General features: G+C 69.5%; 22 protein-coding genes and 1 tRNA gene. 18 read left to right on the forward strand and 5 right to left on the reverse strand.

Features of this window, described 5'->3' with window-relative positions:
- Positions 1 to 5 precede the first annotated feature (5 nt).
- Positions 6 to 986, reverse strand: a complete 981-nt coding sequence (locus AB0N78_RS05335) for a hypothetical protein (RefSeq protein WP_363386663.1) — start codon at positions 984 to 986, stop codon at positions 6 to 8.
- Between the two features lie 214 nt (positions 987 to 1,200).
- On the opposite strand from AB0N78_RS05335, the gene AB0N78_RS05340 reads away from it, so the two are divergent.
- Complete coding sequence (locus tag AB0N78_RS05340; protein WP_363388212.1) at positions 1,201 to 1,755, forward strand: YgjP-like metallopeptidase domain-containing protein; 555 nt, start codon at positions 1,201 to 1,203, stop codon at positions 1,753 to 1,755.
- Positions 1,756 to 1,762: 7 nt separating this feature from the next.
- On the opposite strand, the gene AB0N78_RS05345 is transcribed toward AB0N78_RS05340, so the two are convergent.
- Positions 1,763 to 3,157: a zinc-dependent metalloprotease gene (locus AB0N78_RS05345; RefSeq protein WP_363386666.1), complete on the reverse strand. Its 1,395-nt coding sequence runs from the start codon at positions 3,155 to 3,157 to the stop codon at positions 1,763 to 1,765.
- 132 nt (positions 3,158 to 3,289) lie between these two features.
- Here AB0N78_RS05345 and AB0N78_RS05350 point away from each other — a divergent pair, with 132 nt between their 5' ends.
- Complete coding sequence (locus AB0N78_RS05350) at positions 3,290 to 4,423, forward strand: PDZ domain-containing protein (protein WP_363386669.1); 1,134 nt, start codon at positions 3,290 to 3,292, stop codon at positions 4,421 to 4,423.
- 1 nt (position 4,424) lies between these two features.
- On the opposite strand, the gene AB0N78_RS05355 is transcribed toward AB0N78_RS05350, so the two are convergent.
- Entirely contained in the window at positions 4,425 to 4,982 is a 558-nt protein-coding gene (locus tag AB0N78_RS05355; protein ID WP_363386672.1) for a PPA1309 family protein, read from the reverse strand.
- Between the two features lie 114 nt (positions 4,983 to 5,096).
- Here AB0N78_RS05355 and AB0N78_RS05360 point away from each other — a divergent pair, with 114 nt between their 5' ends.
- The 7 genes from AB0N78_RS05360 (at position 5,097) to AB0N78_RS05390 (ending at position 14,413) form a co-directional block, all read left to right on the forward strand.
- The gene (locus AB0N78_RS05360) at positions 5,097 to 8,120 is read left to right on the forward strand and encodes a UPF0182 family protein (RefSeq protein ID WP_363386675.1); all 3,024 of its coding nucleotides are present in this window, start codon (positions 5,097 to 5,099) and stop codon (positions 8,118 to 8,120) included.
- Positions 8,121 to 8,234: 114 nt separating this feature from the next.
- A tRNA-Met gene (locus tag AB0N78_RS05365) sits at positions 8,235 to 8,308 on the forward strand.
- Between the two features lie 242 nt (positions 8,309 to 8,550).
- Positions 8,551 to 9,618: an ABC transporter substrate-binding protein gene (locus tag AB0N78_RS05370; protein ID WP_363386678.1), complete on the forward strand. Its 1,068-nt coding sequence runs from the start codon at positions 8,551 to 8,553 to the stop codon at positions 9,616 to 9,618.
- A gap of 256 nt (positions 9,619 to 9,874) precedes the next feature.
- Entirely contained in the window at positions 9,875 to 11,518 is a 1,644-nt protein-coding gene (locus AB0N78_RS05375; protein ID WP_363386681.1) for an iron ABC transporter permease, read from the forward strand.
- Positions 11,515 to 12,621: an ABC transporter ATP-binding protein gene (locus tag AB0N78_RS05380; RefSeq protein WP_363386684.1), complete on the forward strand. Its 1,107-nt coding sequence runs from the start codon at positions 11,515 to 11,517 to the stop codon at positions 12,619 to 12,621. The genes AB0N78_RS05375 and AB0N78_RS05380 overlap by 4 nt, the downstream gene beginning before the upstream one ends.
- A gap of 80 nt (positions 12,622 to 12,701) precedes the next feature.
- Positions 12,702 to 13,313: a 2'-5' RNA ligase family protein gene (locus AB0N78_RS05385; RefSeq protein ID WP_363386686.1), complete on the forward strand. Its 612-nt coding sequence runs from the start codon at positions 12,702 to 12,704 to the stop codon at positions 13,311 to 13,313.
- 86 nt (positions 13,314 to 13,399) lie between these two features.
- Positions 13,400 to 14,413, forward strand: a complete 1,014-nt coding sequence (locus AB0N78_RS05390; RefSeq protein ID WP_363386689.1) for a LacI family DNA-binding transcriptional regulator — start codon at positions 13,400 to 13,402, stop codon at positions 14,411 to 14,413.
- Positions 14,414 to 14,423: 10 nt separating this feature from the next.
- Here the strand turns inward: AB0N78_RS05390 and AB0N78_RS05395 are convergent, their stop codons facing one another.
- Positions 14,424 to 15,515, reverse strand: coding sequence for a substrate-binding domain-containing protein (locus AB0N78_RS05395; protein WP_363386692.1), 1,092 nt, complete (start codon positions 15,513 to 15,515; stop codon positions 14,424 to 14,426).
- A 134-nt stretch (positions 15,516 to 15,649) separates the two neighbouring features.
- On the opposite strand from AB0N78_RS05395, the gene AB0N78_RS05400 reads away from it, so the two are divergent.
- The 9 genes from AB0N78_RS05400 to kduI all read left to right on the forward strand — a co-directional run bounded on the left by AB0N78_RS05400 (position 15,650) and on the right by kduI (position 25,274).
- Positions 15,650 to 17,545 carry a DUF2264 domain-containing protein gene (locus AB0N78_RS05400; RefSeq protein ID WP_363386695.1) on the forward strand — a complete coding sequence of 632 codons (1,896 nt, stop codon included), beginning with the start codon at positions 15,650 to 15,652 and terminating at the stop codon, positions 17,543 to 17,545.
- 75 nt (positions 17,546 to 17,620) lie between these two features.
- The gene (locus tag AB0N78_RS05405; RefSeq protein WP_363386697.1) at positions 17,621 to 18,940 is read left to right on the forward strand and encodes an extracellular solute-binding protein; all 1,320 of its coding nucleotides are present in this window, start codon (positions 17,621 to 17,623) and stop codon (positions 18,938 to 18,940) included.
- A gap of 86 nt (positions 18,941 to 19,026) precedes the next feature.
- A complete protein-coding gene (locus AB0N78_RS05410; protein ID WP_363386700.1) occupies positions 19,027 to 19,962 on the forward strand; it encodes a sugar ABC transporter permease in 936 nt (311 codons plus the stop codon).
- Between the two features lie 2 nt (positions 19,963 to 19,964).
- A complete protein-coding gene (locus AB0N78_RS05415) occupies positions 19,965 to 20,807 on the forward strand; it encodes a carbohydrate ABC transporter permease (protein ID WP_363386703.1) in 843 nt (280 codons plus the stop codon).
- 5 nt (positions 20,808 to 20,812) lie between these two features.
- Entirely contained in the window at positions 20,813 to 21,514 is a 702-nt protein-coding gene (locus AB0N78_RS05420; protein ID WP_363386706.1) for a ferredoxin-NADPH reductase, read from the forward strand.
- A gap of 58 nt (positions 21,515 to 21,572) precedes the next feature.
- Entirely contained in the window at positions 21,573 to 22,730 is a 1,158-nt protein-coding gene (locus AB0N78_RS05425; RefSeq protein WP_363386709.1) for a glycoside hydrolase family 88 protein, read from the forward strand.
- Complete coding sequence (locus tag AB0N78_RS05430; RefSeq protein ID WP_363386712.1) at positions 22,727 to 23,644, forward strand: fumarylacetoacetate hydrolase family protein; 918 nt, start codon at positions 22,727 to 22,729, stop codon at positions 23,642 to 23,644. The genes AB0N78_RS05425 and AB0N78_RS05430 overlap by 4 nt, the downstream gene beginning before the upstream one ends.
- Positions 23,641 to 24,405 (forward strand): 2-dehydro-3-deoxy-D-gluconate 5-dehydrogenase KduD, encoded by a 765-nt coding sequence (gene kduD, locus AB0N78_RS05435; RefSeq protein ID WP_363386715.1) that lies wholly within the window; start codon positions 23,641 to 23,643, stop codon positions 24,403 to 24,405. Before AB0N78_RS05430 ends, kduD begins: the two co-directional genes overlap by 4 nt.
- Positions 24,406 to 24,455: 50 nt before the next feature.
- Positions 24,456 to 25,274, forward strand: coding sequence for a 5-dehydro-4-deoxy-D-glucuronate isomerase (kduI, locus tag AB0N78_RS05440; protein WP_363386718.1), 819 nt, complete (start codon positions 24,456 to 24,458; stop codon positions 25,272 to 25,274).
- Positions 25,275 to 25,317: 43 nt separating this feature from the next.
- On the opposite strand, the gene AB0N78_RS05445 is transcribed toward kduI, so the two are convergent.
- Entirely contained in the window at positions 25,318 to 25,722 is a 405-nt protein-coding gene (locus AB0N78_RS05445; protein WP_363386721.1) for a Rid family hydrolase, read from the reverse strand.
- Between the last annotated feature and the right edge of the window lies 1 nt (position 25,723).

Raw genomic sequence — 25,723 nt, forward strand, 5'->3', positions numbered from 1 at the left:
CGACCTCACGTTCCCAGGTCCGACGGCAGGGCGGCGCATCCGCACTCCGGGTGCGCCGCCCAGGCACGCAGCCGTGGCTCGGCCGTCGGCAACGGGATCTCGTACTGGTGGCCCCGGGTCACCGGCTGACCGCCGTCGATCAGGGCCAGCGCCTCGGCGGCGGCCAGCGCGCCGGTCACCGCGGCCAGCACCACCGGCTCCGGGCGGTCCTGGTCCGCGGAGCACAGCAGCCCCAGGACCTGCGGCCAGATCGGGTCCAGATCGGCCCGGGCGAGCTCCACACAGCGTGGACAGGCCCCGCCGGACACCGCGAGTGGGCCGACCAAGGCATCCGCTTCCCGCAGTACCACCGGCAGTTGCGGAATCCCAGCGGAGGCGAGGGCGAGCGTCCGGGCCGGGTCGACCGCGTCGGCCTCGACCGTGATCATCACCGTGGGGGTCGCTGACACCTTCCCTGGGGAGCCGACGTGGACCCCCGGAGCAGTTGTCCGCAGTATCCGGGCCACGACGGTGTGCCGCCGCTGACCGACCTCGCCCGGGGTCAGGCCGGTGCCGGTGTCCGGCTCGGTCACCGGACGGGGGTCATCCAGTAGCAGCGTCCCGATACCGGAGGCCGCCAGGGTGCACGCGATCTGCACGCCGGTGCGCCCGAGTCCGCTCACCGCGACGACAGCCTCGGCACGACGACGGCGGACCATGCGCGGGTCGCTGCCGCAGACCAGGGCGGTGGTGCGGGCATCCGGCAACAACCGGGCGGGTACCACGGCGTCACGCACCCGGTCCGGCCGGGTCAGACCCAACCGGGACAGCTGATCGATCACCTCCTCGGGCAATGCCGGGTGCAGGGAGCGCTCAGCGCCCTGGAGTACCGCCCGGCACTGACTCGGGCTCAGGCCGTGCAGGCGCACCGCCCACCGCGGGTCGGTGCCGATCTGCACCTGGTCCGTGCCGGTGCGCAGTACCCGCAATCCGCGCCGTAATCGCATCGCGCCACCTCCTGGCAAGCACGGTCGCATGGCTCTGGTCCGGCCGGGCGGTTGTCCACAGAGGGAAAGTCAGGCCTCGCTCAGAGGTCGGTTGATCTGCGAGTCATGGGTTCACCCTCCACGGGTGCGACCCACTACGGTGCTGTTCGTGGGTGAGTACCCAATCGACCGCGGCGGGCCGGGAACGACCGGTGCCGCGACCGGATCGAGCCCGGTGGACCCAGCTGAGCTGCTCCCCGGGCCGGTGGAGGTGCGGCGGTCGCGCCGACGCTCGCGCACTGTCACCGCATTCCGGGAGGGCGGCCGCACCGTCGTCGCGATTCCCGCCCGTTTCACCCGGGCTGAAGAGCGCGAATGGGTGGGTCGGATGATCACCCGTTTGGCCCGGCAGGAACAGCGTCGCCGTCCCTCCGATGAGGGCCTTGCCCGTCGGGCAGCGGAACTGTCCGAGCGTTATCTGGGTGGCCGTCCGCAGCCGTCATCGGTGCGCTGGTCCACCAATCAGGGGCAGCGCTGGGGATCGTGCAGCCTGGGGGACGGGAGCATTCGCATCTCCGACCGGCTGCGCGGTATGCCCTCGTGGGTGACCGATTATGTGTTGCTGCATGAGCTGAACCACCTGCTGCATGCCGGTCACGGCCCGGAGTTCTGGGCCGAGTTGGAGTCCTACCCGCGCACCGAGCGGGCGCGTGGATTCCTCGACGGCTGGTCGTTCGCCGACCGGGAGGGCGGACGCCCGCAGTCCACCGATGAGGAAGATGTGGACTGAGCTGCGGTCAGTCCGTGCCGTCCTGCTCGTCCTCGCCGAGGATTTCCGCCAGTGCCCGGTCCAGGTCGGCGTGCTCGTCCTGGGCGGCCTGCCGTCGGCCCTGGTAGCCGGTCGGGTCGTCCAGGTCCTCGGCGGTGGGCAGCAGATCGGGGTGGTCCCACACCGCGTCGCGTCCCTGCGGACCGGATTCGCGGGCGATCAGAGCCCACAGCGCGGCCGCGTCCCGGGACCGTCGGGGCCGCAGCTCCAAGCCGACCAGGGTGGCGAAGGTCTGCTCCGCGGGTCCACCGGCTGCCCGGCGACGGCGGATCATCTCCCGTAGTTGCACGGTGTGCGGCAGATGCGGGAGCGCGGCGATGGCACTGACCTCGTCCACCCAGCCCTCGACCAAGGCCAGGGCGGTCTCCAGGCGACCGAGCACAGCCTGCTGCTCGGGGGAGTTCTGCGGGGCGAACACCCCGGAGGACAGCGCGCCCTGGAGGGCCTGCGGGTCAGTGGGGTCGATCTGTCGGACCGACTCCTCCAGACTCTCCAGATCGATCGAGATGCCCCGGGCGTAGGCATCCACCGCGGACAGCAGATGTCCGCGCAGCCAGCCGACGTGGGTGAAGAGTCGGGCGTGGGCGGCCTCGCGCACCGCCAGGAACAGCCGGACCTCCTCGAGGGGCACGTCCAGCCCGTCGGCGAAGCTGGCGACATTGCCCGGCACCAGCGCCGTGGCGGGGGAGTGCACCAGGGGTAGCCCCACATCGGTGAGTCCGAAGACCTCGCGGGCCAGTGATCCGGCGGCCTGGCCCACCTGCATGCCGAAGACCAACGACCCGAGCTGACGCATCATCGTGGCGGGGTCCATCCCGGCACCCGCCAGGCCGGGGGGCAGCTGCATCGACTCGGGCAGCTGGCTGGACAGCGTCTCGGCCAGTGCCTTTGACATCGAGGTGGCAACCGGCTCGGTGAGCAGTCGCCAGGTCGGCAGGGTCTGCTCCACCCATTCCGAGCGGGACAGGGCCCGCGCGGTGCCACCTGCGGGGGGTAGGTCGGTGGCGGCGTCCAACCAGAGTTCGGCCACCGAGAGTGCCTCGGTGACCTCCCGGGTCTCGGCCGGGGTCAGCACCGGGTCGCCGCCGGTCACCGCGATCTGCCGGGCGGCGTCATGGGCCACATCCCAGTTCACCGGGCCGTCGCCGCTGGAAGCGAGCATCCGCTGCACCTGGCCGATCATCTGCTGCAGTGCGGCGGGATCGTTCGGCAGTCCGGAGGCGGCGGCCATCTGTGCCGGGTCCAGGCCCTGGGCGCGCATCTGGCGCAGCGCCTCATCGGCCTCGGGCCCGAACATTTGCCGCAGCATCTGCTCCCAGGCGGAACCGTCCGGCTGACCGGCGGTGGGTGAGACGTCGTCCATCGGAGCTCCCGGTGATTGTGGTCGGACCACGGTAACGACCGAACCCGGTCCGAGTGTCCGGCCGCGGGCCCCGGTTCGCTCAGGGCGCAGCATCCTCGGCTGACGTCCAGGTCGGTGAGGCATGATCGTCCGGTGTCTGACCCGCAACAGCCCGCGACCGTGCCCGACGACGGGCGTCCGCTCGACGTCTTCGGCCCGGATGAGCCCCGTGCCGTCCCGGTGACCCGACGGGCCGCGCTGCTGACCTTCGGGATGCTCGGCTCCGCGGTGCTGCTGCTCGGCATGCTGCTGTTGCCGGTGCCCTATGCGGTGAACGGGCCGGGCCCGACGTTGAACACGCTGGGGGAGTACGACGGTGAGCCGTTGATCTCGATCTCCGGTGCCGAGACCTATGAGTCCACCGGTGAGCTCCGACTGACCACCGTGTCCACCACCGGCGGTCCCGGGTACCCCTCGACGCTGGTCCGGGTGATCCAGGGCTGGCTGAGCGGATCGACCCAGGTGTTGCCTGCCGAGTACGTCTTCCCGCAGGGCGCGACCCAGGAACAGATCGACGAGCAGAACCAGGCACAGATGACGTCCTCGCAGGAGAACGCGACCGTCGCGGCCTTGGAGGAACTCGGGTACACGGTCCCCACCACGATGACCATCGCGGGCGCTGTCGAGGGCGGTGCGGCGGAGGGCCTGCTGCAGGAGGGTGATGTGCTGCGCAGCGTGGACGGCACGCCGATGGACTCCTACGCCCAGTTGATCGACCTGCTGGCCGAGACCGATCCCGGCACCGCGCTGACCCTGGGCATCGAGCGGGACGGCCAGGCCACCGACGTCACCGTGACCACCGGGGCGAAGGACGGCGGGGGCAGCCAGCTGGGGGTCTACATCGATCCCGACTTCGATCTGCCGGTGGACGTCTCGATCAAGATCGAGCAGATCGGCGGGTCCAGCGCCGGGACCATGTTCGCCCTCGGGATCATCGACCGCCTGACCCCGCAGGACGAGGCGAATGGGGCGCACATCGCCGGCACCGGCACGATGGAGCTGAACGGCGATGTGGGTGCCATCGGCGGTATCCGGCAGAAGATGGCCGGGGCGCTGCGGGACGGGGCCAGCTGGTTCCTCGCGCCCGCGGACAACTGCGACGAGGTGGTCGGTCACATCCCCGACGGACTGCAGGTGACCCGGATCGACACGCTGAGTGAGGCGCGCGCCGCGGTGGAGGCGATCGGTGCCGGGGACACCGCCGACCTGCCCACCTGCACCGGCTGAGTCAGACCAACGTGGCGCGCAGGGCCTCGATCAGACCGGGCACCGCGTCCGGGCCCTGGCCCACTGCCTGATCGGCGTCCAGGGCGCGCTGCCGGATCGCGCACCAGGCGGACCCGTCCCGCAGCACGCCCACCGCCAGTCGGACGTCCTGCCGGTCCGGGTGGGCCATCAACGCCTGCACGGCCTCCTGTGGGTCGTCCGGCAAGGAATCCTCGGCCTCGGGCGGCAGCACCACGCGCTCCACGGTGACCGCGGCCCCGTCAACGGTGGGCGGCCAGGCGATGGCACCGAGCAGCCCTTCCAGGTCGTCCGAGGCGGGCAACCCCTCCTGCTCGACCGAGGTCAGATGCTCCGGGTCGGCGGCCGCGGCGGCCAGCACCTCCGGCGGAAGCTGGTGGGCCAGAGCGGGCTCAGCCTCCAACGCGGCAGCCGTCCGGACCAGCGCGAACACCCGGACCGGACCGTCCCAGCCGCCGGTGGCGACATGCCGTTCGATCTCCACCACGGCCTGCGCCAGGGCGGATCGGGACTCGGGGGCCTGCGCGGTGTGCTCGGTCACGGCGACATCCTCGCACTGCTGGGCCGCAGCTGTGGGAACCTGTGGGTCACCTGGCACGTTGTCCCGCACAGGGCGCGACGCGCCTGACCCGTTCGCCGACGACGAGGAACAATCGTGGCCTTCGCCAACCCGTCCGCCGCCCGACCGCAGGGACCACGTCCCCCGCGGCCCGCTGGTTTAGGCGGTCGACGCCGCCGCAATCCGTTGGTCATCACCCTGGTGGTGCTACTGGCCATCGTGCTCGCCGTGGTGCTGCTCGCCCAGTTCTGGACCGAGGTGATGTGGTTCGACCAGCTCGGGTTCTCCACCGTGCTGTGGACCGAGTGGGGCACCCGTGCCGCGCTGTTCGCCGCCGGGTTCTTGGTGATGGCCGCCGCGGTGTTCGCCTCGGTCACCATCGCCTACCGGAGCCGCCCGGTCTACGCCCCGTCCAATCGGGAGCAGGTCAGCCTGGACGCCTACCGCGAGGCTCTGGAGCCGGTGCGCAAGGTCGTCGTGATCGCCGGTCCTGCCGTGCTCGGGCTGTTCGCCGGGGTGGCCGCCTCCCAGCAGTGGAGCACTATCCAGCTCTGGCTGAACAGCACCCCGGTGGGCACCGACGACCCGCAGTACGGGATCGACCTGGGCTTCTTCCTGTTCCAGCTGCCCGGCATCCGATTCATCGTCTCCTTCGTGATGGCGACCGTGGTGCTGGCCGGGATCGCCGGTCTGGTCACGCACTACCTGTACGGCGGCCTGCGGATCGGCCCGTCCAACGGCACCCCGCGCACCACCAAGGCCGCCCGCGTGCAGCTGTCGGTGACCGGTGCCGTGCTGATGCTGCTGATCGGCGGCAACTACTGGCTCGACCAGTACTCGGTGCTGACCAGCCAGGGCGACCGGTTCGAGGGTGCCTCCTACACCGACGTCAACGCGGTGATCCCCTCCAAGCAGATCCTGGCCGCGGTCGCGGTGCTGGTGGCGCTGATGTTCCTGTTCACCGCGGTGCGCGGCAGCTGGCGTATCCCGGCGCTGGGCATCGGCGTGATGGTGGTCGGCGCGGTCGCTATCGGCGGCATCTATCCGGCCGTGGTGCAGCGGTTCCAGGTGAACCCGAACCAGCAGGAGTCCGAGGCACCGTTCATCCAGCGCAACATCGACGCCACACTGGCCGCCTACGACCTGGAGGACGTCGAGATCAGCCCGTACAACGCGCAGACCGACGCCGAGCCGGGCGCGCTGCGTGAGGACGCGGACACCACCGCCTCGATCCGACTGCTCGACCCGCAGGAGGTCTCGCCCTCCTTCCGTCAGCTGGAGCAGATCCGCGGGTTCTACTCCTTCGCCGACACCCTGTCGGTGGACCGCTACGAGATCGACGGCGAGTCCCGCGACACCGTGATCGCGGTCCGGGAGATCAACCTGGACGGTCTGGACGCCAACCGGCGCAACTGGAACTCCGACGCCACGATCTACACCCACGGCTACGGCGTGGTCGCCGCCTACGGCAATGCCACCACCTCCACCGGTGCGCCGGACTTCTGGGAGGCGGGCATCCCGTCCAGCGGTGAGCTGGGCGAGTACGAGCCGCGGATCTACTTCGGGCAGAACTCCCCGGATTACTCCATCGTCGGTGCCCCGGAGGGGGCGGAGAGCTGGGAGTTCGACTACCCGAGCGACGACGCGGAGAACGGTGCGGTCACCACGACCTTCCCCACCGACGAGGTGTCCGCCGGACCGGAGATCGGCAACCTGTGGACCAAGCTGCTCTACTCGATCAAATTCGGCTCCGAGCAGATCCTGTTCTCCGACCGGGTGACCAGCGAGTCGCAGATCCTCTACGACCGTGACCCGGTCGAGCGGGTGCAGAAGGTCGCGCCGTACCTGACCCTCGATGGCCGGGTGTACCCCGCGGTGGTCGACGGCCGGGTGGTGTGGATGGTCGACGGGTACACCACCTCCGACCAGTACCCCTACGCCGCGCGGCAGTCCCTGGAGGACGCCACCACCGACTCGCTGACCGAGAACTCCGCCACTGTGCAGGCCCTGGAGCCGCGCACCGTGAACTACATCCGCAACTCGGTGAAGGCCACCGTCGACGCCTATGACGGCACGGTCACCCTGTACGCCTGGGATGCCGAGGACCCGGTGCTGCAGACCTGGGCCAAGGTGTTCGACAACACCCTGACCCCGGTGTCGGAGATCAGCTCTGAGCTGATGAGTCACATCCGGTACCCGGAGGACCTGTTCAAGGTGCAGCGCACCCTGCTCGGCCAGTACCACGTGACCGACCCGAACACCTTCTTCACCGGGTCGGACTTCTGGCGGACCCCGAACGACCCGACTGCCGGTGAGTCGGCCGGTGTCGCGCAGCCGCCGTACTACCTGACCCTGCAGATGCCCGGTCAGGACACCGCCAGCTTCTCGCTGATGAGCACCTACATCCCGACCGGTGGCAGCGCCCGAGACGTGTTGACCGGGTATGTGGCGGTCGATGCCGAGGCCGGATCTGAGGCGGGCAGTCCGGCCGAGGGCTACGGCAAGATCCGGTTGTTGGAGCTGCCACGCGACTCGACCATCCCCGGCCCGAACCAGATGAACAACAACTTCAGCTCGACCCCGGCGGTCTCCAACGAGCTGAACATCCTGGAACGGGGCGGGTCGTCGGTGATCCGCGGGAACCTGCTGACCCTGCCGGTGGGCGGTGGACTGCTCTACGTCCAGCCGGTCTACGTGCAGGCGTCCAGCGGGACCCAGGTGCCGCTGCTGCAGCGCGTGCTGGTGGCCTTCGGTGACGAGATCGGATTCGCCAGCACCCTGGACGAGGCACTCGACCAGGTGTTCGGTGGTGACTCCGGCACCAATGCCGGAGATGCCGGGAACGAGATCGTCGAACCCGACACCGGGGACGGCGAGGACACCGGTGACGGCACCGACACCCCGGCGCCGGAGGAGACCACGCCGCCGAGTGACACCGCCACCGGCGATGCGACCACCCGCCGCACCGACGCGCTGAACCGGGCCGAGCAGGCCCTCAAGGACGGTCAGGAGGCGTTGGCCAACAACGACTTCGCCGCCTACGGCCAGGCCCAGGATCGGTTGCAACAGGCTCTGGAAGACGCCATCGCGGCGGACACCGAGGCCGGCACCGGCGGCTGATCCACGACTGCCCGGCCCTCCCGCGTGGAGGGCCGGGCAGTCGCCCGTGTGAGCCAGCGCACGCGGTATCGATTTGGTGGGCCGGTCACTCTGGCGTAACGTAGTAATCACCGACGCGGGGTGGAGCAGCTCGGTAGCTCGCTGGGCTCATAACCCAGAGGTCGCAGGTTCAAATCCTGCCCCCGCTACACAGAAGACGAAGGCCCGGACCTGATGGTCCGGGCCTTCGTCGTGTGTGGTGATGCATCGCATGCGCAACGGGGCCGGGGTGCGCACCGAGCACGTAGCGCATATATCGCCCGAATAGCTATACACCCGGCGCTCGTCCATGGCTCTGAGCTGGGCTTTTGCTTGACGCGAGATCGCAGTGATAGGAAAATATGCATGCGGGAACGATCCCGCACCCAGTCCCTCCTCGGAAGGCCCAACGATGCGCTCTTACCGGAAGACCCCTGTCCTGGCCCTCGGGGCAGTGCTGGTCGCCACCACCGCGGCATGCTCCGCCCCCGCCGACTCCGGCAGCTCCTCCACCTCGGGCTCCGGGTCCAGCTCCGGCACCCTGAACATCGCCTGCTCGCAGCAGGAGGACTTCTGCCAGAAGATCACCGCCGCCTTCGAGGAGGCCACCGGGATCGACGCCACCTACGTCCGGCTCGGCGCCGGTGAGGTGCTGGCGCGGCTGGAGACCACCCCGGGCGAGTTCGACGTCTGGTCCGGTGGCCAGGCCGAGAACCACCTGATCGCCGACGAGCGCGGGTTCATCGAGCGGTACGTCTCGCCGTCCGCCGCGGACCTGCCCGCCGAGTACAACGACGCTGACGGCATCTGGTCCGGCTTCTACACCGACTCGGTCGGCTTCTGCTCCAACCAGTCCGAGCTGGACAAGCTCGGGATGGACGCGCCCACCTCCTGGGAGGACCTGCTGGCACCGGAGCTGAAGGGCAAGGTCGCGATGCCGCACCCGGCCACCGCCGGTGTGGGCTACATGGCGATCTACACCCAGCAGACCCTGAACGACGGTGACACCGACGCGGCCATCGACTACTTCACCCAGCTGCACGGCAACGTGATGCAGTACTCCAAGTCCGCGGCCACCGGCACCGAGCAGGCCGGACGTGGCGAAGTGGCCGTGGCCATCGCGCTGGACTCCGACTGCGTGAAGGCAGCGGAGAACGGCTACAGCGAGCTGGTCACCAGCTACCCGGAGGAGGGCACCGGCTACGAGGTCGGTGCGGTCTCGGTGCTGAAGGACGCCCGCAACCTCGACGGCGCGCAGCAGTACATGGACTGGATCCTCACCACCGAGGCCCAGGACCTGTACAAGGACGTGCCGTCCTACGCCGCCCCCACTCTGGCGGACGCCGTGGCCGGGGACGCCGTGCCCGACCAGGACGCGGTGAACAAGGTCGAGTGGGATCTCAAGGGCGCGGCGGACAACCGTGACCAGCTGATCGAGCTCTTCGAGTCGGACGTGGCCTCGTCCTCCTCCGCGCAGTAATCCCCACATCCGAGCGACGCCGCTCGCCCCGGGTGTCGTGCGGTCGGTCCCAGTGACCCCCGCACGGCCCGGGTGAGTGGCGCCGCGGGCCGAGCTCCGGCCGCCCTGATCTGGAAGTGAAGTCATGACAACGACGTCAACCGCGTCACCGCCCGCACCGGCGCCGACGCCCGGGTCGGTCAGTCAACCCGGTCGGCCCGGTCGGCTCGGCCGACGACGCGCCTCGGCCGCCAGTGGAGGACGCAAGGGCGCCTCCGTGTGGATCGTGCTGGGCGTGGTGCTGGTCGCCCTGTTCCTGCTGCTCGGGATGCCCGTGGCGCAGCTGGTGTCCTCCGGGTTCTCCGCCGAGGGGTGGAGTGCGATCACCAAGTCCTTCACCACCGATGCGGTGACCCTGCGCAACTCGCTGATCCTGGGCGGGCTGGTCGGTCTGGTCGGCACCTTCATCGGCTTCGTCGCCGCCTACGCCCAGGTGTTCCTGGTGTTCCCGGGCAAGAAGCTGCTGCACTGGCTGACCCTGCTGCCGATGATCTCCCCGCCGTTCGCCGCCGCCACCGCCGTGGTGACGCTCTTCGGCAAGCGCGGCATCGTCACCTACCAGCTGCTCGGCATGGAGGTCGACATCTACGGCCTCGGCGGGCTGGTGCTGGTGCTGTCGATGACCTTCGCGCCGCTGGCCTACATGAACATCCGCGGGATGATGGAGAACCTCGACCCGTCGCTGTTCGAGGCCTCGGCCACGCTGCGGGCAGGGGAGCTGCGCACGCTGTTTCGGGTCACGCTGCCGATGGTGACCCCGGCGTTGCTGACCTCGTTCCTGGTGCTGTTCGTCGAGGGTCTGGCCGATCTGGCCAACCCTCTGGTGCTCGGTGGCTCGTTCCGGGTGCTGGCCAGCCAGATCTACTTCGCAGTGGCCGGCAGCGGCAATATCGCCGCGGCGGCCGGCATTGCGCTGGTGCTGCTCATCCCGGCGCTCGGAGTGTTCGTGGTGCAGAAGTACTGGAGCGCCAAGAAGTCGGTGGTCACGGTCACCGGCAAGCCGACCGGTCGACTGCGCCCGGTCACCGCACCGTCGATCCGGATCCCGATCCTGGTGATCGCGGGCCTGTGGGCGCTGCTGATCGTGCTGGTCTACGCCACCATCGTGGTCGGTGGATTCGTGAACATCGTCGGGGTCGACAACACCTTCACCCTGGACCACTACGCCTTCGTCCGGCGGCTCGGCTCCGACGCGATGCTCACCACGATGATGATGACCATCCTGGCGGCGCCCATCGCGGCGGTGCTCGCGGTGGCCATCGCCTGGCTGGTGGTGCGGCACCTGGGTCGATGGGGCAAGGTGCTCGACTTTGTCGGGATGCTCGGCTCGGCGGTGCCCGGCACGGTGCTCGGTCTGGGCTTCGCCCTGGCCTACGCCCAGCCGACCTGGCTGTTCGGTCGACAGGTGCTGCCCGCACTGGCCGGTGGTCTGGCCACGGGGGCGGGGGCGGTGGCCATCGTGATGGTCTTTGTCGCCCGGGGTATCCCCACCGGTCAGCAGGCGGCGATCTCCGGGCTGAAGCAGATCAACCCGCAGGTGGACGAGGCTGCGACCTCCCTGGGCGCCAGTGCGCTGACCACCTTCAGACGGGTCACGATCCCGCTGATCAGCCCGGCGATCATCACCGCGGTCACCTACGCGCTGACCAAATCGATGACCACCATCACGGCGATCATCTTCATCACCACCCCGCAGACCAAGGTGATGACCTCCCAGATCCTCGACGAGGTGGATGCCGGACGCTTCGGCAACGCCTTCGCCTACTGCACCGTCCTGATCCTGATGGTGCTGGTGGTGCTCGGCATCACCAACGTCCTGCTCCGTCGGTTGAACCGCTCACGAAGGATGAACCAGCGATGACCGCATCCACCACGACCAAGGGGGCCCTGCAGCTCTCGCACGTCGCGAAGGCGTACAACCCCTCCGACCCGAACGCTCGTGCGGTGGACGACTTCTGCCTGGACGTCGAGCCCGGTCAGTTCGTCACGCTGCTGGGACCCTCCGGCTGCGGGAAGACCACCACGCTGCGGATGATCGCGGGCTTCGAGACGCCGACCGAGGGCGACATCCGGTTGGACGGCGGTTCCCTCCTGCGGACCGCGCCGAATAAGCGGCCGATGTCGATGGTCTTCCAGTCCTACGCCCTGTTCCCGCACCTGTCGGTGACGGACAACGTGGCCTTCGGGCTCTCGGTGCAGCGCACGCCCAAGCCCGAACGCGGCGACCGGGTCCGGCAGGTGATGGAGCTGATGGGCATCGAGCAGTACGCCCAGCGGTTCCCGCACGAGCTCTCCGGTGGGCAGCAGCAGCGCGTGGCGTTGGCGCGGGCCCTGGTGATGGAGCCGAGCATCCTGCTGTTCGACGAGCCGCTGTCCAACTTGGACGCCCGGCTACGACTGCGGATGCGTGAGGAGATCCGCGCGATCCAGCAGCGGTTGGGCATCACGTCGATCTTCGTCACCCACGACCAGTCCGAGGCTCTGACCATGTCGGATCTGATCGTCGTGATGAAGGACGGCCGGATCGAGCAGACCGGCACCCCGGAGCAGATCTACCACCGGCCGGCGACCGCGTTCGTGGCGTCCTTCCTGGGACAGGCGAACTTCTTGCCGGTCGCCGTGCACGAGGTACGCGAGGTCGATGGCGGGCGTCGGGCCTCGGTCACCCTGGCAGGGCAGGGCCTCGATCTGCCCTGCGACACCGGTCTGACCGCCGGGGGTACTGCCAGCGCGGTGATCCGTTCGGAGGATCTGCACGTGGTCGAGGTCACCCCCGGAACCACGCCGATGCTGCCTGGTCGGGTGACGGTGGCGTCCTTTGACGGGGCGATTACCCGGTACACGGTCGAGACCGATTTCGGCCTGCTGCACGGCCAGGCATCCGGCTTCCAGCCGCCGATGGCCGTGGGCACCGGGGTCGACTGCCGGTTCGCCACCGACAGCGGGTGGCTGATCGCCGAGTGAGCCGTGGCGCCCTGGTCGAAACCCCTGCCGTCCGGGGCGCCACATCCACCCGTCGACCGACGATCAGGAGGAGCCAGGCCGTGCGCCGATTCTTCGACCGAGCCGACACCCAGTGGCGGATGCCCCAGGACTGTCTGCACATCTATGCGCTCCCGGCACCGGATGACCCGGCCCGGGACGACTACCGGCGCATGGCGGCTGCCCTCGCGCAGATCCCCGGGATGGGCGATCAGCCGGTGGACTACATGCACGCCACGGTCCAGCGCTATGACGCCTTCGCCGCCGAATTGGCCGACCCGCGCTGGCAGGACGCGCTGGCACGCATGGAGCGGGTCGCCGCCGGATACGCGCCGCTGGACCTGGTGTTCGGGTCACCGCAGGTGCGCTCCCATGCGGTTGAGGCGGTGGGGGAGCTGTCCGCGCAGTGGACCGCTCTGACCGCCGAGCTGCGCACCGCCGTCAGCGACGCCGGTCTGGGCTCGACGGTGACCGAGGCGCCCTACGCCCCGCACTACACGGTGGCCTACTGCCTGGCACCGACCCCGGACGAGGTCGTGGCCCGCGCGTTGGCTCCGGTGGCCACCGCCACCTCCTTCCGGGTGGACCGGCTGAGCCTGGTCGCGGTGACCCCGGACCAGGCGACCGGATCATTCGGTTTCCATTGCCTGCGCGAATGGAAACTGGCCGGTTAGAGTCCTCACCTGCGGGTCCGTCCGGTCCCCTCCGCACCCCGTGGTCCTGCCGGAGCTGCATCCGTCCTGCTCGAAGGGAGCGCCCCGTGCAACGACGCGCCCGTGCCGACCTGTCCGACGTCGCGCGCGCGGCCGGGGTATCCCGGTCGACCGCCAGCAGGGCGCTGCGGGGCGAGGGGCGGGTCAGTGCCGAGACCGTGGCACGGGTGGCCCGGGTCGCCGCTGACCTCGGGTACGTGCGCGATCTGCGCGCCGCCGAACTACGTGAGACCGCGGCCACCACGCTGGGCCTGCTGGTCCGCGGCGCGGAGCGATCGTTCTACGGAGAGGTCGCCGCCCAGGTGCAGGCCGCGGCGGATGCCCGGGACATCGACCTGCTGATCGTCAACGGCGGCGATGACCACGACGGGCAGTTCCGCGCGGTCCAGGCACTGCTCGGCCACCGGGTGGCCGGGATGATGATCGCCTCCGGTCGGATGTCACTGGCCGCCGCCGAACACGCCGCCACCTTCGTGCCCACCGTGTTGATCGGCATGCCGAGCTCCCACCCGGAGATCGATTCGGTCGCCATCGACCCGATGCTGGAGACCCAGCTGGCCGCGAGCGTGGCGCGGGCCGGGCACCGCCGGGTCGCCGTGACCACCTCGGACCGTCCGGAATCGACCACGCTGCACCTGCGCACCGCCCGGTTCCGGGACGAGTTGATCGCCCGCGGTGCGGACCCGGTGCTGGTCCCTGGTGTGGGGGAGGATGGGCAGGAGTTCGTCACCGCCCTGCGTCGGGCGGTGGACGGCGGGGCCACCGCGGTGATGGCGGGCGACGACCCGACCGCCGTCCAGGTGTTGGAGCTGCTGGACGCCTGGGGGATGAACTGCCCGGGCCAGATCTCGGTGACCGGGTTCGACGGGGTGGGGGTGTACGCCTCACCGCTGTTCGGGTTGACCACCGTGCGTCAACCGGTGGAGCAGCTGGCCGCCGCAGCGATGCGGGTGATGGTCGCCCGACTGGGTGGCCGGGTGTCGGCGGTGTCGCATGACGTGCTGCCCGGGGAGTTGTTGATCGGGCGGACGTTGGGGAAGCCGGCGGGGCACGGCGACTAGTCGGGTTGCTTCAGCCCCGCACCGGCGCCGGGCCGCTGGACTCGCGGACCATGAGCTCCGGACTGAGCAGCGTCCGCTGCGCGGGTGTGCTCGGGTCGGCCATCAACTGCTGGAGTCGGTCCAGCGCCACCCGGGCGACGTGGCTGGTCGGCGGCCGGACCGCGGTCAGCCGGGGGCTGAGCGAGTCGGCCATCACGTCGTCGTAGGCGATCACCGACAGGTCGCCGGGTACGTCGTAGCCGCGTTCGAGCAGGTTCTGGACCACGGCGAAGGCCTCGGGGTCGGAGAGCACCAGCAGACCAGTGGTGCCGGAGGCCAGAACGTTCTCGACCACGTCGTTGACCAGCGGGGCGAACTCGGCGGTCGAGCGGATGGACACCAGGCGCTCGAAGCGCTCGTCGCTGGTCAGACCGAGTTCGGCGCAGGCGGTGCGCCAACCGGCGACCATTTTGCGTGAGGTGGGGGAGTGCCGGGACAGGACGATGCCGACCTTGCGGTGGCCGAGTTCGGCCAGGTGGTGGACGGCCTGGACGGTGCCGAGGGCGTGGTCGCTCATGACGGAGTTGAAGATGCCGTGGCCCGCGGTGGTGGTGGCCTCGCGTTCGATCAGGACGGTCGGAATGCCGGAGTCCTCCAGCCAGCGGATCAGGGCCTGGGTGCCCGGGCCGTCGGTGCGGGGGGCGAGCAGGAGCCCGTCGACCCGGTCCTGGGTGGCGAGCCGGTCCAGGATGGGGCGCTCGTCGGCGGCGTCGTAGGCGGAGGCGCGCAGGAAGGTGCGCAGGCCGCGGGCGCGGGCCTCGGACTCCAGGGTTTGGACGACCACGGGCCAGTAGTAGGCGAGGCTCGGGACCAGGACGCCGATCCGGGGCGGGTCCTCGGCGACGGGGGCGGTGGTGCCGGTGGTGGCGACTGCTCCGCCGTGCACCCGGCGCAGACGGCCCTCCTGCTCGAGCTGGGCGATGTCCCGGCGCACGGTGACCGGGGTGACACCGAGGGCGGTGACCAGGTCGGTGACCCGCACGATGCCGTCGCGTTGGAGGAGCTCGAGCAGGTGGGCGTGGCGCTCAGCAGGGAGCCGGTGGCGCGGTCCGGGTGTGGTCATCGGGTCCTCGCAGGGTCAAACGGCGGCTTGATCGTTTCCCATCAGAAACGATCAGAAGCGTACATCAGAGTGTTGACAGTGCCGTTTCGTGACTGTTTGGCTTCGCGGTATTCCGACTTCGAAGGAGAATCCGGATGGCCACGCTGACCGACCCCCGCACCTCGCCGATCACCGGATGGGACCGTGCGCGGTGGGCAGCGCTGGCGGACCGGATGCTGGCGGCGGTACGACCGTGGGCCTCGTCGGGGCACGGCCGCATCACCCTGCCCGGGGTCGAGGGCGGTTACGGGCACGCGGTCGACGGGCTGGAGGGCTTCGCGCGGACCTTCCTGCTGGCCGGGTTCCGACTGACCGGCGAGCGCGGTGCCGACCCGCACGGGTACGCCGAGTGGTACGCCCGGGGGATCGCCACCGGCGTCGACCCGGATGCGGCGGATCGCTGGGTCCGGATGACGGAGCACCCGCAGGCGAAGGTCGAGGCGGCGTCGCTGGCCCTGGTGCTGGACATGACCCGGCCGTGGATCTGGGACCGGCTGAGCCGGCGCACCCAGGAGCAGCTGGTCGACTACCTGGCCGAGTGCGTAGGCGATCAGTCGTACCCCCGGAACAACTGGTGCTGGTTCCGCCTGGTGGTGCAGACCTTCCTCCGCTCAGTGGGCGGGCCGTACTCGGCGCAGGACATGGCGGACGATCTGGCGTTGCACGACTCCTTCGTCCGGGCGGACGGCTGGTTCTCCGATGGCGACGAGCGGTCCTTCGACCACTACGTCGGCTGGGCACTGCACCTCTACCCGACGCTGTGGGCCCGGATGACCGGGGCCGAGGACCTGGCGGCGGATCGACGTGACCGCGACCGCGCGGGGCTGGACCGGTTCCTCCAGGACGCCGTCCACCTGGTCGGTGCCGATGGGGCGCCGCTGATCCAGGGGCGCAGCCTGGTGTACCGGTTCGCGGCCGCGGCGCCGTTCTGGGTCGGTGCGCTGGCCGAGGTGCCGTCGGTGAGCCCGGGCCTGCTGCGCCGGGCGGCATCCGGAGTGGTCAGCTACTTCGAGGCGCACCAGGTGCCGGACGACCGCGGACTGCTCACCCAGGGGTGGCACCACGAGTGGCTGCCGATGCTGCAGTCGTACTCCGGTCCGGGATCGCCGTACTGGGCGAGCAAGGGGATGCTCGGTCTGGCACTGCCCGCCGACCACCCGGCCTGGACCGCGGTCGAGGAGCCGCTGCCGGTCGAGCAGCACGACGACCTGCACGTGATCGGCGCACCCGGCTGGGTGGTCTCCGGCACCCGCTCGGATGGGGTCGTGCGGGTGGTGAACCACGGCACCGACCACGCCCGCGAGGGCGACCGGACCGGGGACTCGCCGCTGTACGCCCGGCTTGGGTACTCGACCGCCACCTGGCCGTGGCTGGACGAGGGTTCCTGGCGGCACCCGGCGGACCAGAGCGTGGCGCTGGTGGACGCGGCCGAACGGGTCAGCCACCGGGCCGGCTGGACGGCGATCGCTCCCCGATTGGTGGACGGCGTCGCCGTGGCCGGGAGCCTGGTCGACGCGCACTGGATCGACATGCCGGTGCGGCAGACGCTGCACGGTTCGGGCTGGTCCGGGCAGGTGCAGCAGGCCGGTCGGCTCACCGTGCTGTCGCTGGTGCGCGGGGCGTGGGAGCTGCGGCTGGTCCGGGTCGACGCTCTGGCCGGGCCCGCAGCCGACAGTGGCGTCGTCCTGCGGATCACCGGCTGGCCGACCGTCGATGGCGACGGGATGACCTCCCGACTGGAACCGGTGCTCGGCGCTGCGACGTCCGGCACTCTGCACCGGACCCAGGTCAGCCCGCTCGGCCCCGGGGCATCGATCCCGTCGCTCACCTTCCCCGCGGAGCCCGGTCACTGGGTCGCGGCCCTGACCACGCTGACCGGTCACAGCGGACCGGTCACCGAGCCGACGACGGCGACCTTGAGTGGCCGGACCGTCACTGTCACCTGGCCCGACGGCGTGGTCACCACTACGGGCCTCCCGATCGAGGACTGAGTCCTCACCCCGCGCGCCGGGCCGATGGTCCGCGCACCCACGCCCGACGAGGGCATCTCAAAGGAGAGATCACGAATGACCCATCGCAGGTTCGCCGCAGGTGCCGGACTGGCTCTGGCTGCCGTGCTCACACTCACCGCGTGCGGGGGCAGCGGTTCCGGCAACAGTGGCGGTGACAGCTCCGCAGACGGCAGCACCACCATCACGATGGCCGGGTGGGACCTGGCCAAGACGCCGGAGTTCAACGCGCTGGCCGAGGGCTTCAACGCCCAGAGCGACGACGTGAAGATCGAGGTGGTCGAGTACCCCTCGGGTGACGACTACGTCACCGCCATGACCACGGACATCGCCGCGGGCACCGCCTCGGACATTGTGATGATGAAGCAGAACACCGACTTCATCCGATTCTCCGGGGATGATCTGCTGCTGGACGTCAGCGACGTGGCGGACGGGCTGGACCCGCAGACCGGGGCGCTGGACGTGTACCAGACCGACGACGGCCAGACCCTCGCGGTGCCGTTCCGCAACGACTTCTGGGTCGTCTACTACAACAAGGATCTGTTCGACCAGGCCGGTGTCGAGTACCCGGACGGCAGCTGGACCTGGGACGACTACCAGGAGACCGCGCAGGCGCTGAAGGACGGCGGGCTGCCGGATGGTGCCTACCCGGTCTACCAGCACACCTGGCAGTCCACGGTGCAGGGATTCGCCCAGGCACAGACCCCGGGCGCGGACATTCTGTCCGGTGACTTCGACTACCTGGAGCCGTACTACGAGCGGGCGCTGGCCATGCAGGACGAGGGCCTGCAGCAGACCTTCGGCACCGCGACCACCGGGTCGCTGCACCACTCCTCGGAGTTCGGTCGACAGCGCGCGGCCATGGTGCCGATGGGCACTTGGTTCTCCTCCCAGCTGCTGACCCAGATCGCGGACGGCGAGGCGGACGAGTTCGCCTGGGGCATCGCCCCGGTGCCGCAGTACGACGACTCGACCACCGGTCTGGACAACACCCCGGTGACCATCGGCGGCCCGACCGGGATGGCGATCAACGCACGGATCGACGAGGCCAAGGTCGAGGCGGCCAAGGAGTTCCTGGCCTACGCCGCCGGTGAGGAGGGCGCGCAGGTGCTGGCCGGTCTCGGCCTGAGCCCGGCGCTGGTCAACGACACCACGCTGGAGGCGATGCTGGCCGTGGACGGGATGCCGCAGGACGACCTGTCGGCCTTCGCGCTCAGCACCGCTGAGGTGAAGCAGGAGAACCCGGTCGACCCGAATATCGCGCAGATCCAGACCATCCTCAGCGCGCTGCACACCGAGGTGATGCCGGGGGCGGCGTCGGTGGACCAGGCGATCAGCACGGCCGAGAGCCGCGTCGCCAACGAGATCCAGGACTGACCTCCTGACTCGTCGCGGGGGTCCGGTTCCCCTTGCCGGGCCCCCGCGCAGACGGACTCGTCCGACCTCACCTCCAGGAGAGACCCATGGCCACCACCGCGGCACCCCCTGTCGCGGCCCCGCCCGGCACACCGCCGCGCCGACGGGGCTCGAAGTTGAAACTGCGCAACCTGCTGATCGGCTGGACATTCATCCTGCCGAACTTCATCGGGTTCGCGGTGCTCACGCTGATCCCCGTCCTGACCCTGTTCTACATGTCCTTCACGGACTGGAACATCTTCGGTTCCTCGAGCTGGGTCGGGCTGGACAACTTCACCCGACTCGTCGGGGATGCCACCTTCCGCACCTCGCTGTGGAACACCCTGTACTTCACGGCGGTGCACGTGCCGCTGACCCTGGCGGCCTCCCTCGGGCTGGCGCTGCTGCTCAATCGCAAGATGCGGGGCGTCACGTTCTTCCGCACGGTCGCGTTCTTCCCGTACATCACGTCCATCGTCGCCATCGCCGCGGTGTGGAACATGCTGTTCAGCCCGGAGCTGGGACCGATCAACCAGTTCCTGCGGTTCATCGGGATCGAGAACCCACCGGAGTGGACCGTCTCCACCACGTGGTCGATGCCGGCCATCATCATCGTGTCGACCTGGCGGTTCATGGGCTACTACATGCTGCTGTTCCTGGCCGGGTTGCAGACCGTCCCGCGTGAGCTGCACGAGGCGGCGCGGATGGACGGGGCCGGTGCCTGGCAGCGGTTCTGCAATGTGACGATGCCCTGCCTGCGACCGACGACGTTCTTTGTCACCGTGATGCTGACGATCAACGCGCTGAAAGTCTTTGACCTGGTGCTGGTGATGACCAATGGCGGCCCCGGCACCTCCACGACGGTGCTCAGTCAGTTCATCTGGCAGCGGGGCTTCCAGGAGAACCAGTTCGGCTACGCGGCCGCCGCAGCCGTCGTGCTGTTTCTGCTCTCCATCGCCATCACCATCTTCCAGTTCGTCTGGAACAAGCGGCAGGAGTCCTGACGATGTCTCGCACCCGTTCTCGTCTGGCCACCGGCTCGCTGAAGGGCGTCGGCTACGCCGGACTGATAGTGGCCGCACTGTGCCTGCTGCTGCCGTTCATCTGGATGGTGCTGTCCTCGCTCAAACACAGCGTCGACGTCTTCACTGCACCGATCCAGTGGATCCCGGACCCGTTCGTCTGGTCGAACTACGTCGACATCTTCGACCGGGCCGACATGGGCACCTGGGTGGGCAACACCCTGTTCATCTCCGTGGTGGTGACCGCCCTACAGGTGTTCACCGGGTCCTTCGCCGCCTACGGGTTCTCCCGGGTCCGGTTCCCCGGTCGCGACGTGCTCTTTCTGATCTACGTCGGCACCATCGCCGTGCCCTGGCAGTCGTACATGATCCCGCAGTTCGTGATGATCTCGGACTGGGGGCTGGCCAACACCCGCTGGTCGATCATCCTGTTGCAGGCCTTCGGTGCCTTCGGGGTGTTCCTGATGAAGCAGTACTTCGAGTCGGTGCCGGAGGCGTTGTCCGAGGCGGCCCGGATCGACGGGCTGTCGGAGTACGGCATCTGGCGGCGGATCATGTTGCCACTGTCGGTGCCGGCCCTCGCGTCGCTGACCCTGATCACCTTTGTCAACACGTGGAACGACTACCTGGGCCCGCTGATCTACCTGCGTGACCGGGACCTGTGGACGATCCAGATCGGCCTGCGGACCTTCATCACACAGTTCAGTGCCGAGCACGCGATGATCATGACCGGCTCGGTGCTGTCGATCCTGCCGATCGCGGTGATCTTCGCTCTGGGGCAGCGGTTCTTTGTCGAGGGCATCGCTGCCACCGGTGTGAAGGGCTGATCGCGATGTCCACCACCGCCACCGCGCCCCGACAGCGTCGGATCTTTAGCCACGAGCTCTATGAGTTGCTCTTCGGCACCGTCTACGTCGGGCTGATGACCAACCTGCTGCTGGTGATCGCCGTCCTGCCCGCCGTGGCGCTCCTGCTGTTCAGTGACATCGCGGGGACCTGGCCGCTGCTGGTGTTGGCCAGTCCGTTGCTGGCACCGGCATTGACCGCCACCTTCGCGGTCTTCGCGGACTTCAGTGACCACGGGTCGACCACTGCGGTGCGCACCTTCGCCCGGGCCTGGTGGCGGGACCTGCGCCGGTCGCTGACCCTCGGTGCTGCGGTGGCGGCGGTGGTGAGCATCGCCGCGGTGAACATCCGGTTCCTGATGTCCACCAGTGGTGGCGCGGGGGCGATGCTCATCCCGATCCAAGCGATGCTCGCACTGATCGCCCTCGCCACCGGCCTGATGGCCCTGGTCGGTGTGCCCGAGCTGCGCGATCTGCGGCTGCGAGACCTGCTGCGGGCAGCGCTGTACCTCGCGATGCGGCGCTGGTACCTGACCGTCGGGGCGTTCGTCGTGCTCGGGCTGCTGGGCAGTCTGGTCATCGCCCGCCCCGCCATCGCACTCGGCGTCGCTGCTGCGCCGCTGCTCTTTGTCGTCTGGGGAACGCTGCGGTTCGCGCTGCGGCCGCTGCTCCCTGACCAGACGAGCTGACCCCGTCCGCCACCGACCCATCCGGCACCGTGCGTGCCGAAGAACGGACCCGATCTTCATGACTGACGTGCTCGTGCGCGCCCTCGACCAGGCGCTGGCCACTGTCCGCGCCAATGTCGAGGCATTCGGCACCGCCTATCCCGACGACTGCACGGTGGCGGGCCGTTACCCGCTGCGCCCGGCCGCGGGAGAGTTCGCCGAGGGTGCCAACCGTGGCTGGACCACCAGCTTCGTCCCCGGTCAGCTCTGGCTCGGCTACGAACTGACTGGCGAGGACCTGTTCCGCACCGCGGGGCTGGCCCACGCCGTGAACTTCTCCGACCGGATCTTCGGTCGCAAGGATCTGGATACCCACGACCTCGGGTTTCTGTACACCTTGGCCTCCGTCGCCCCGTGGCGGCTGCTGGGTGACCAGGACGCCCGGGCAGCGGCGCTGGAGGCGGCGGACCGGCTGATGGACCGGTTCCTGGAGTCGGCCGGGATCGTGCAGGCCTGGGGTGACCTGAGCGATCCGGCGCAGCGGGGCCGCACGATTATCGACTCGCTGATGAACATGCCCTTGCTGGCCTGGGCGAGCGAGCAGACCGGTGACCCGCACTACGTGGCCGCGGTCCGACGGCACACCGAGCAGCTGGCCATCCACATGATGCGGGCTGACGACACCACCTTCCACACCTTCTACTGGGATGCCGACACCGGTGAACCGCTGCGGGGTGCCACCGAGCAGGGCGCCGCGGACGATTCTTGCTGGGCGCGTGGTCAGGCCTGGGGGATCTACGGCTTCGCACTGAACCACCAGCTGACCGGCAACGATGACCTGCTGACTGCGTCGCAGCGGTGCGCCGACCGGTTCCTGCGGCATCTGCCCGCCGACGGTGTGCCGTTCTGGGACCTGATCTACGGTGACGGCGACGACCAACCCCGGGACTCGTCCTCCGCTGCGATCGCCGCCTGCGGACTCCAGGAGCTCGCCCGGATCGAACCGGAACCGGAGCGGGCCGCGGCCTACCTGCACGCAGGCGAGCAGCTGCTGCTCGACCTGATCGCTGGGTACACCCCGGCCGCCGAGGGGGTCGACTCCGACGCCCTGCTGCTGCACTCGGTCTATGACCTGCCCACTGACAATGGCGTCGACGAGGGTTGCCTGTGGGGCGACTACTTCTACCTGGAGGCGCTGATGCGGTACACCAACCCGGACTGGAGGCGGTACTGGTGAGACTGGTCACCTGGGTGACACCCAGTGGCGCGACCCGGCCCGGCGCTGTGGTCGAGTCCGGACGCGACCACCCGGCGGGCGGTGGACAGGACCTGCTGTGCGACCTGGGCGACGTGGCGGGCGGGGTCGTGCAGATCCTGGCCGACCGGCAGGCACGACAGCGCGCCGAACAGGCCGTGGCCGCAGCCGACCCCGCGACGCTGCCCACATTGGACGAGGTCGCGCTCGCGGCTCCGGTGACCCCTGGCACCATCCTGTGCTTGGGCTACAACTACGCCGGGCATGTCGCGGCCGGGGCTGATCCGAATGAGGTGCCACCCGCCCCGAACGTCTTCGTGAAGACCCCGAACACACTGTCCGGGCCTCGGGACGAGGTGCTGCTGCCCGTGGTCTCCGCGCACACCGACTATGAGGGTGAGATCGCCCTCGTGATCGGTCGGCGCGCCCGGCACGTCTCCCTGGCCGAGGCGGGCGAGCACATCGGGGGCTACACGCTCATGAACGATGTCTCCTCCCGGGACTGGCAGGACCGCTCCTCCCAGTGGACCCTCGGCAAGTGCTTCGACGGGTTTGCGCCGCTCGGGCCGTGGATCACCACCGCCGACGCGGTGCCGAACCCGCATGACCTGCTGGTGGAGGTGGTCCGCGACGGGGTGGTCACCGTCTCCCAGAGCACCGCGACCACGGTGTTCAGCATGGAGTACCTGGTGCACTACCTCTCCCAGGTCCTCACCCTCGAACCCGGTGACGTGATCTCCACGGGCACCCCGCAGAAGCTGCCCTCCGCGCAGACCGACCACCGCCCGCTGGCCCCTGGCGATGCCGTGACCATCCGGGTCGGCGGGCTGGGTGAACTCACCACGCGCTTCATCGGCACTGATGGCACTGACAAACAGGAAGAAGGAAAGCCGTGATTCTCGACTCGTTCCGACTAGACGGGAAGGTCGCCCTGATCACCGGCGGCGGTCGTGGGCTCGGTCAGGGCGCGGCCCTGGCGCTGGCGCAGGCCGGTGCCGACATCGCGCTGCTGGACCGCACCGCCCCCACCGAGACGGTCACCGCCATCGAGGCGCTCGGCCGCCGGACCCTGGCCATCGAACAGGACCTGATCACCGCCACCCCAGCGGAGCTGGCGGCGTCGGTGGAGACCGTGGTCGACGGGCTGGGCCGGATCGACATTCTGGTGAACAACGCCGGGATCATCCGTCGGGCGCCGCTGCTGGAGCACTCCGCCGCCGACTGGGACGACGTGCTGGCGATCAACCTGGACGCGGTCTTCCACCTGTCGCAGGCCGCCGGACGCCGATTCGTCGCGCAGGGCTCGGGGAAGATCATCACCATCGCGTCGATGCTGTCCTTCCAGGGCGGCATCCTGGTGCCGGGGTACGCCGCCACCAAACACGCGGTGGCCGGGCTGACCAAGTCCTTCGCGAATGAGCTGGCCGTACACGGGGTGAATGCGAATGCCATCGCACCCGGCTACATGGCCACCGAGAACACCGCCCCGATCCGTGCGGACGAGGCCCGCTCGGCGTCGATCCTGGAGCGGATTCCCGCCGGTCGCTGGGGCACCCCGGCCGACCTGCAGGGCACCTTCGTCTATCTCGCCTCCGCCGCCTCGGACTACCTGAACGGCGCGATCATCCCCGTCGACGGCGGCTGGCTGGTGCGCTGACCCGCGCCACTGCTCCTCGCCCTGCCCCCCTTCCCAGAACGGAGTCCACCATGGACCAGCGCTACGCCACCAACCCCGACCAGCTCCCGTCGATGAACACCGCCGAGCTGCGCGAGCGGTACCTCCTGCCGGAGGTCTTCGTGCCCGGCCAGATCACCTTGACCTACACCCACCATGACCGGATCGTGCTGGGCGGGGCCACCCCGGCGGGTGCTCCGTTGACCCTCACCGCCCCCGACGAGCTGCGTGCCGACTACTTCCTGGAGAACCGGGAGCTCGGGGTGGTCAACGTGGGTGCCACCGGGACCGTCACTGTCGACGGCACCGTCCACGAGCTGCCTACCGGCGCGTGTCTCTACATCGGTCGCGGCAACCGGGAGGTGGTCTTCTCCGGCGATGGTGCGCAGTTCTACCTGTTCAGCGCCCCCGCCCACACCACCTACCCGACGGTGCTGACCCTGCCCGGCCAGGGCAACCGGATGGAGCTCGGGGACCAACTCACCTCCAACGCCCGCACCCTCAACCAGTACATCCACCTCAACGGAGTCCGGTCTTGCCAGATCGTGATGGGGGTGACCGAGCTGCACCCGGGCTCGATGTGGAACACCATGCCCGCGCACACCCACGACCGGCGTACCGAGTGTTACCTCTACTTCAACCTGCCGGAGGACGCTCGGGTGATCCACCTGCTCGGTGAACCGGAGGAGACCCGGCACCTGGTGGTGGCCGACCGGCAGGCGATCATCTCCCCCTCCTGGTCGATCCACTCCGGGGTCGGCACCTCCGCGTACTCCTTCGTGTGGGCGATGGCCGGGGAGAACCAGGAGTTCACTGATATGGACCCGGCACCGCCGAGTGCCCTGCGCTGACGTGCAGCGCAGCGCCCTGTCCTGACCGGGGGCACCGGTCCCGTCAGTCGGTGATGGCGAAGGCGTCGATCTCGACCAGCATCTCCGCCCGGGGGAGCTCCACCATCACGGTGGTCCGGCTCGGTAGCACCCCACTGGGGCAGTGCTGCTGGACGAACTCGCCGTAGGCCTCGTTCATCGCGGCGAAGTCCTCCCGTGTGGTCAGGTAGACCCGCAGCATGACCACATCGTCGAAGCTGGCCCCCGCGGCCTCGACGATGGCGCGGACGTTCTCCAGCGTGCGGGTGGTCTGCGCGGCGACGTCCCCGGGGTACAGGTACTCACCGCTGGCCGGGTCGACCGGACCCTGGCCGGAGACCTGCACGAAAGGCCCGCGGCGCACGCCCTGGTGGAAGGTGTGTGCCGGTGCGGGGGCCTGCGGGGTGGACACGGCGGTCTTGGCGGTCATC

It is taken from the genome of Cellulomonas sp. NPDC089187 (genome assembly GCF_040685135.1).
In the GTDB taxonomy this organism is placed as follows: Bacteria; Actinomycetota; Actinomycetes; order Actinomycetales; family Cellulomonadaceae; genus Cellulomonas.